Origin of the sequence: Dietzia sp. (genome assembly GCF_036741115.1) — a bacterium.
In the GTDB taxonomy this organism is placed as follows: Bacteria; Actinomycetota; Actinomycetes; order Mycobacteriales; family Mycobacteriaceae; genus Dietzia.
On sequence record NZ_DAINST010000107.1, the window covers coordinates 1 to 7,695 of the forward strand.

Sequence of the window (7,695 nt, forward strand, 5' to 3'; positions counted from 1 at the left end):
GATGGGCGCGCAGGCCTCGAACGACCAGCTCGAGAAGATCCTCTCGTACATCGACATCGGCAAGCAGGAGGGCGCGAAGGTCCGCCTCGGCGGCGGCCGCGCCGATCTCGGCGGTGACCTCTCCGGCGGCTACTACGTCCAGCCGACGATCTTTGAGGGCGACAACTCGATGCGCATCTTCCAGGAGGAGATCTTCGGGCCCGTGGTCTCGGTGGCGCGCTTCGGCGACTACGCGGACGCGATGAAGACCGCGAACGACACCCTCTACGGCCTCGGCGCCGGCGTATGGTCGCGCGACGGAAACATTGCCTACCGGGCAGGACGCGAGATCCAGTCCGGCCGCGTGTGGGTGAACAACTACCACAATTACCCGGCACACTCGGCGTTCGGCGGCTACAAGAGCTCCGGCATCGGCCGCGAGAACCACCTGATGATGCTCGACCACTACCAGCAGACGAAGAACCTCCTGGTCTCCTACGACCAGAACGCGATGGGTTTCTTCTAGGCCGACCGGCCGAGCTCTACATCCGAAGAGGAGCATCATGTCCACAGAAGCACTCCCCTCCCGCCCCGCGATCGAGGGCGAGAGCCGCAGCCGGGTCTCGCTCACCCCGGCGGCGGCCGGGCTCCTGAGCAAGCTCACGGAGCTGCACGGCCGGCTCATGTTCCACCAGTCCGGCGGCTGCTGCGACGGCTCCTCGCCCATGTGCTACCCCGAAGGCGAGTTCCGCACGGGCGATTCGGACATCCTGCTCGGCACGTTCACGCTCCCCGAACTCTCGGATGACGTCGCACAGCTCGATTTCTGGATGAGCCGCGAGCAGTTCGAGCTGTGGAAGCACACGGCAATCACGGTCGACGTCGTGGACGGCCGCGGCAGCGGCTTCTCCGTGGAGTCGCCCGAGGGCAAGCGCTTCCTCATCCGCTCGGAGATCCTCCCGGCGTGAGCATCACCCCGGGCGGCGGGCCGAGGTCCGTCGCCGGGGATACACGGAGGGCGGCGCACTGCGGAATATCCGCGGTGCGCCGCCCTCTGTGCAGTCTGGGTCGTTTCCGGCGTGCGCCATCAGGCCCTAACTACGACTGAGAGATCGGGATCGGGAAGGCCCCGCCCTTTCCGCCCTTGGTGAGGTCGTTGCCGGGGCCGAACGTGCCGCAGTTGCTCGGGGCGGGCTTGCCCGCGAAGCGGTCGCCGACCCAGCCGACGGCTTCGGCGGCGTAGGGCACAGAGGCCATCACGTGGCTCAGTCCCGGGTACTCGCGGTAGACGATCGGGTTGCCAGCCTCGCAGTAGCGACCCGCCAGTGCGCGGACGTCGCCCATCACCATGATGCCGTCTCCGGCGCCCGTGTTCTCCCCGCCGGGGGGCGTGCCCTCGAGGTATCCGCCACCGCCTTGCACGAGGAGCATGGGCATATCCGGGATGGCGGCGGTGCCCATGTTGATCTTCTCGACGATGTCGCGGATCGGCGGGACATCGAGCGGCGTCTCGTACTCGGGAAGCGCGAGATCCTTCCACGAAATCCCGGCCGTACGGCCGAAACCCTCGATGATCGAGGCGTCGTTCATCGTGCGCGAGTAGTAGCGTCCCGTATCCGAGAGGTACGAGTCGATGTCGACCCCGTAGGCCTTGGCCAGGCCGATCATCGCCATCGAGACCACACCGGACCAGGCGGGCCCCTCCATCGCGTAGGTGAGGTTGTTGAGCGGGTTGACGAGGACGCCGCCCTGCGCCGCACCGATGATCGAATCCTGCAGCTCGGGGGCGTACTCGTTCTGGAGGATCGCGGCCCAGTTCGTCGCGATCGCGCCACCGGAGTAGCCGACCATTGCGACCTTCGAATCCTGGCGGTAACCGCCTGCTCCCACCGTCTTCGCCGCGCGCAGCGAGTCGAGCGTGGCCATTCCGTACTCCGGCCCGGCGGCGAAGTTCGCCTCGGCCCCCTCGGTGTCGGCCATGACGACGGTGGCACCGCTCGAGAGCATCGGGAGGATCAGCCCGCTCTCGAGATTTGCGATGCCGAGGCCGAGGCTCGTGTCCCCCGCGACGCCGCGAGACGGCCCGTCCTCGGGATTGAGGGAGTCGTAGAACGACTGGTAGGAGATGACGTTCCCGTTGGACGGCGCCGTGGGGTGGACCACCGAAGTCACGTTGTGGGCGGGGCGCCCCTGTGTGTCGGTGGTCCGGTAGAGGATCTGGGTCACGTCGACCGGGGTGGGGAGGCTCGCGATGTGGAGCTTGATCTCACGGGTCTTGAGCACGTCGCCGGGCTTCTTGGCGCCGAGATCCGTGCCCTCGTCGGGCGTGAAGAACGCGGGGTCCGTGTTCGCCCCCTGGGTCGTGAGCGCGGCGTCGAGCCCCTGGACCGAGCCCGTGTGGTTCGCCGAACTCCCGCTCGGCGCGTCCTGGCCCCACGCGGCGGGCGCGAGGGAGCTCGCCCCGGCAATGGCGACCATCGCCGTCATCCCTGCGATCCCGAGCCTGCGAGCGCGCGATTTCGTCACGGTACGTCCAGATGTCATGTATCAGGTCCTTGTTCGTCTTCGCGCGCCAATGGCAGCGCCGTCAACTCGATCGCGGTAATCATATGTCCAGATCGGCATCCTTTCCTGCGCTTTCGCAGAAACCTTGGACTTGAGCTGACAAAAGACTGACCATCGACCATGACGAGGCACACACGGGGCGCCCCGAAATTGGGCCGGGCCCGCACTCGAAAAGGCCCGGCCGTCGAAGAATCGACGACCGGGCCCCTTCGCCGCGAGGAGGCGAACCTAGGCGGACGCCTCGAGCTCGGCGGCCGTGGTGGTGCCGTCGGCCTCGCCCTCCTTCGCGGCCCACGCTTCGAGCGAAGCGGTCGGGGCGAAGCGGTCGCCGTAGCGCTCCGCGAGTTCTTTCGCGCGCGCGACGAAGCCCGCGGGGCCGCGCCCGCCGACGCCCGCGTAGTTCTTTACGTACTGCCGCGTTCCGCCGGTCCACGAGGGGTATCCGATGCCGATGATCGAGCCGATGTTCGCGTCGGCGTCGTCGACGATGACCCCCTCGTCGACGCACTTCTGCGTCTCGAGCACCTCGGCGAAAAGCATGCGGTCGACGAGGTCCTGCATGGGCGGGGAATCCTCGCCCTTCGTGGAGAACGCCTCGCGCAGACCGCCCCACAGTTTGGTGCGCTTGCCGTCGGCGTAGTCGTAGAAGCCGGCACCGCCGGCGCGACCCGTGCGCTCGAGTTCTTCGACCATCCGAAGCACGACGCGGTCGGAGGCGGTGGGCTCGTATTCCTTGCCCTCGGCCTCCGCGGCCGCGCGCGTCGCCTGCCGGATCTTGACCATGAGGTTGAGGTTGAGCTCGTCGGAGAGCTGCAGCGGCGCGGCCGGGTAGCCGGCACGGCGACCTGCCTGCTCGATCGTCGCCGGATCGATGCCCTCGTCGAGCATACCGATCGCCTCGTTGACGAAAGTGCCGATCACGCGCGAGGTGTAGAAGCCGCGCGAATCGTTGACCACGATCGGCGTCTTGCGGATCTTGAGCGTGAGGTCGATGGCCTTCGCCAGGGTCTCCGGGGTGGTCTTCTCCCCCTTGATGATCTCGACGAGCGCCATCTTGTCCACCGGCGAGAAGAAGTGCACACCGATGAAGTTCTCGGGCTTCTCCACCCCGGTGGCGAGGTCGGTGATCGGGAGGGTCGAGGTGTTCGAGCCGAGCAGCGCATCGGCGTCGACGACGTGCTCGACCTCGGCGAAGACCTTCTTCTTGAGTTCCGGCGATTCGAAGACCGCCTCGATCACCACGTCGCAGCCGGCGAGGTCGGCGGCCTCGGCCGTCGGCGTGATCCGCGCGAGCAGCGCCGCAGACTTCTCCGCGGTCGTGCGTCCGCGCTCCTGCGCCTTCGCCTCGATCTTCTCCGAGTACGCCTTGCCCTTCTCGGCGCCCTCCTGCGACACGTCCTTGAGGATGACGTCGATGCCCGCCTTCGCGCACACGTACGCGATTCCGGCGCCCATCATGCCTGCGCCGAGCACGCCGACCTTACGGAACTCGGTCTTGGGGATCTCCGATCCGTCCGCCGCCTTCGGCCGCGCCCCTCCGGAGGAGAGGTGCTGCATGTCGAAGAAGAACGCCTGGATCATGTTCTTCGAGACGGGGCCGGTGACGAGCGAGGCAAAGTAGCGCGACTCGATGAGAGAGGCGGACTCGAAATCGACCTGTGAACCCTCGACGGCGGCGGCCATGATCGCGAGCGGCGCAGGATTCGGCTGCCCGCCGAGCTTCTTGCGGAGGTTCGCCGGCACCGAGGGGAGGATCGAGCTCACGGCCCGGTCGTCGACGGTGCCGCCGGGGATCCGGAAGCCCTTCTGGTCCCATGGCTTCTCTGCGGAGGGCTCGGTGGCGAGCCACGCCTTCGCCGCGGGCACGAGCGCATCGACCGAGTCGACTACCTCGTCGACGAGCCCCTTCTCGAGAGCTTTTGCCGGCGCGAACGAGCGGCCGGAGGTGAGGAACTCGGCGATCGCCGTCTGGATGCCGTACATGCGGACGAGCCGCACGATCCCGCCACCGGCGGGCAGCAGGCCGAGGGTGACCTCCGGGAGCCCGACCTTCGCGCCGGGCACGTCCGCGAGGATGCGGCGGTGGCACGCGAGGGCGAGCTCGAAGCCGCCGCCCATCGCCGCTCCGTTGAGCGCCGCGACGACCGGCTTGCCGAACGTCTCGAGGCGGCGGAGCTGGTTCTTCATATACTTGGTCTGTTCCATGATCGCCTCGGCCGAATCGGGGCCGAGCGCCATGATGTTGTGGAGGTTGCCGCCGCCGAAGAAGGACTTCTTCCCGGAGGTCAGTACCACCCCGGAGATCGAGTCGACCTCTTTTTCGAGGCGGTCGAGCGTCTCGTCGAAGGACGTGCGGAATGCGTCGTTCATGGTGTTTGCCCCGTGCTCGGGGTCGTCGATGGTGAGGGTGACGATGCCGTCCGCGTCCTGGTCCCACCCGAAGATATTCGTGCTCATCTGTTGTTGTTCTCCCAAGTCCGTGAGGTTCGAGTGCTCGAATGCTGGGTGGGGGCTAGACCCGCTCGATGATCGTGGCGACACCCATGCCGCCACCGACGCACAGGGTGACGAGGGCGCGGCGACCGCCCGTGCGGTGCAGCTCGTCGATGGTGGAGCCGAGGATCATCGCGCCGGTGGCGCCGAGCGGGTGGCCCATGGCAATCGCGCCGCCATTGGGGTTGAGCTTCTCGTCCGGGATCTCGAGGTCCTTCTGGAACCGGAGCACCACGGAGGCGAACGCCTCGTTGATCTCCCAGATGTCGATGTCCTCGGGCTCGAGCCCCGCCATCGCGAGGGCCTTCTTCGCCGCCGGCGTGGGGCCGGTGAGCATGATCGTCGTATCGGCGCCGGACGTGGCCTGCGAGAGCACGCGTGCGCGCGGCTCCATGCCCATATCCGCGCCGGCCTTCTCGGATCCGACCACGACGAGCGCGGCGCCGTCGACGATGCCCGAGGAGTTGCCGGCGTGATGGACGTGCGTGATCTCGTCCACCCAGTGGTACTTCTGCAGCGCGACGGCGTCGAAGCCGCCGAGCTCCCCCGCCATCTGGAACGACGGCTTGAGCGAACCGAGCGATTCCACGGTCGCGCCGGGACGCATGTGCTCGTCGCGGTCGAGGAGCAGGAGACCGTTCCGGTCCCGTACCGGGACGATCGAGCGATCGAAGCGCCCCTCGTCCCAGGCGCGCTTCGCGTACTCCTGCGAGCGGACGGCGTAGGCATCGACTCGCTCGCGGTCGAAGCCCTCGATGGAGGCGATGAGATCGGCGCCGACGCCCTGCGGGGAGAAGTAGGTCTCGTAGTTGGTCACGGGATCCGTGGCCCACGAACCGCCATCGGTGCCCATCGGTACGCGGGACATCGACTCGACGCCACCGGCGAAGACGAGCTCGTCCCAGCCGGAGCGGATCTTCGCTGCCGCCATGTTCACGGCGGACAGACCCGAAGCGCAGAAGCGGTTGATCTGGACGCCGGCGACTGTGTCGGGCATCTTCGCCGCGAGCGCGGCGATGCGCGGGAGATCCATGCCCTGGTCCCCGATGGGCGTGACGATCCCGAGGATGATGTCCGAGACGCGATCCTCGTCGAGATCGGGGAAACGACGACGCACCTCCTCGATGAGACCGACCACGAGGTCGATGGGCTTGACCGTGTGGAGCGAGCCCGTGGACTTGCCCTTCCCGCGCGGGGTGCGGATGGCGTCGTAGATAAACGCCTCGGGTGCGTGCGTACTCGTCATGTGAGCCTGTGGGGCCTTCCTGTGCGACCGGCGACGACGCCGAAGAACTGGAACACGTTCTAATTTAGCCCACGTCCCGCTCGACCGGACCGGAATCGGGCTAACCCCTGCTCACCGGACCTACCATGGGCGCACATCCACCACACCCGCGAAACGGAGGTCTGCACATGAGCGAAGCGGACACCGACGGCCACTCCGATGCCCACCGTGGCTCGTTCCTCGACGCGCTGTCCCGGCCCATCGCGGCAGCGCCGATGGCGGGAGGCCCGACGACCCCCGCCCTCGTCTCCGCAGCCGAAGCCGCGGGAGGCATCGGCTTCCTCGCCGCCGGGTACCAGGACACCGAGGCCATGGCCGCAGACATCCACTCCGTCCGCGCCGCCGGGACGGAGCTCTTCGGCGTCAACCTCTTCATCACCGACCATGACGACGCACGCCGCGCCTGCACAGACGCCGAGATCGCCGCCTACCGCGAACGTCTCTCGGTATTCGCGAGCGAGGCGAGCCTCGCCGCCCCAGGCGACCCGGCGTACACGGACAACGACTACGCCGCCAAGCTCGAGCACCTCGTGGCCAACCCGGTCCCCGTCGTGTCCTTTACCTTCGGCACTCCGGGAGCGCACGCGATCGAGCGTCTCCACGGAGCCGGTAGCCAGGTGGCCGTCATGGTGACGAACCAGGACGACGCCCGCACCGCCGCTACGGAGGGCGCAGACGTCCTCATCGCCCAGGGCAAGGAAGCCGGCGGACACCAGAGCACGTTCTCCATCGCCGCTGGACCGGGAGAGCACAGCACGCTCGACTTGCTGACCGAGATCGGCGATTCCCTCCCCGACGTTCCCGTGATCGCCGCCGGCGGGGTCCACTCCCCCGCCGCCGTGAGCGACGCCCTCGACGCAGGGGCCAGAGCCGTGCTCGTGGGCACCATGTTGCTGTGCTGTGAGGAGGCAGGCACGAGCGCGCCATTTCGGGCCGGCCTACGCAAGCACTTCGCCGAACCCGAGGACTCCGCCACCGCGTTCACGCGTGCGGTGACGGGGCGGCCGGCTCGCGCGGTATCGAATGCGCTCACACGGGCCGGCGAGAACGCGCCGGCAGCCTATCCCTATTCCAATGCGATGACGAAGACGCTCCGCTCCTCCGCCGCCAATCTCGAGCCCGCCGACGGCGCGCAGTACACGGCACTGTGGTGCGGAGATTCCCTCGGGAACTCCCGCCCCGCGGTGAACGATCTCGCCGCCGATTACACCGTGGAAGACGTTTTCGACGCGCTCCTCTCCGGTGAATAGACGGAGCCAAAAGGGCCCGTAAATACGAAAAACCCCCGAGCGAACGCTCGGGGGTTTCTCTAATGAATAGTTCGGCGGTGTCCTACTCTCCCACACCCTGTCGAGTGCAGTACCATGGGCGCT

At 67.6% G+C, this 7,695-nt stretch carries 6 protein-coding genes; 3 read left to right on the forward strand and 3 right to left on the reverse strand.

The window, feature by feature from the left end:
- Positions 1-505, forward strand: a 505-nt coding sequence (locus V7E05_RS13015; protein ID WP_333620069.1) for an aldehyde dehydrogenase family protein, incomplete at its 5' end; no start/stop codon positions are given.
- 37 nt (positions 506-542) lie between these two features.
- Positions 543-947, forward strand: a complete 405-nt coding sequence (locus V7E05_RS13020) for a DUF779 domain-containing protein (protein ID WP_333620070.1) — start codon at positions 543-545, stop codon at positions 945-947.
- Between the two features lie 130 nt (positions 948-1,077).
- On the opposite strand, the gene V7E05_RS13025 is transcribed toward V7E05_RS13020, so the two are convergent.
- From V7E05_RS13025 to V7E05_RS13035, 3 genes are all read right to left on the reverse strand, one after another.
- The gene (locus tag V7E05_RS13025; protein ID WP_333620071.1) at positions 1,078-2,523 is read right to left on the reverse strand and encodes a lipase family protein; all 1,446 of its coding nucleotides are present in this window, start codon (positions 2,521-2,523) and stop codon (positions 1,078-1,080) included.
- A 249-nt stretch (positions 2,524-2,772) separates the two neighbouring features.
- Complete coding sequence (locus V7E05_RS13030; RefSeq protein WP_333620072.1) at positions 2,773-5,001, reverse strand: 3-hydroxyacyl-CoA dehydrogenase NAD-binding domain-containing protein; 2,229 nt, start codon at positions 4,999-5,001, stop codon at positions 2,773-2,775.
- Positions 5,002-5,056: 55 nt separating this feature from the next.
- On the reverse strand, positions 5,057-6,283 hold the full coding sequence (locus V7E05_RS13035; protein WP_333620073.1) for an acetyl-CoA C-acetyltransferase: 1,227 nt from the start codon (positions 6,281-6,283) through the stop codon (positions 5,057-5,059).
- A gap of 167 nt (positions 6,284-6,450) precedes the next feature.
- Between V7E05_RS13035 and V7E05_RS13040 the strand changes: the two genes are divergently transcribed.
- A complete protein-coding gene (locus V7E05_RS13040) occupies positions 6,451-7,572 on the forward strand; it encodes an NAD(P)H-dependent flavin oxidoreductase (RefSeq protein WP_333620074.1) in 1,122 nt (373 codons plus the stop codon).
- Positions 7,573-7,695: the final 123 nt, after the last annotated feature.

Coding starts and splice junctions, on each gene's coding strand:
- V7E05_RS13020 (WP_333620070.1), top strand. CDS start 543: ATGTCCACAGAAGCACTCCCCTCCCGCCCCGCGATCGAGGGCGAGAGC.
- V7E05_RS13025 (WP_333620071.1), bottom strand. CDS start 2,523: ATGACATCTGGACGTACCGTGACGAAATCGCGCGCTCGCAGGCTCGGG.
- V7E05_RS13030 (WP_333620072.1), bottom strand. CDS start 5,001: ATGAGCACGAATATCTTCGGGTGGGACCAGGACGCGGACGGCATCGTC.
- V7E05_RS13035 (WP_333620073.1), bottom strand. CDS start 6,283: ATGACGAGTACGCACGCACCCGAGGCGTTTATCTACGACGCCATCCGC.
- V7E05_RS13040 (WP_333620074.1), top strand. CDS start 6,451: ATGAGCGAAGCGGACACCGACGGCCACTCCGATGCCCACCGTGGCTCG.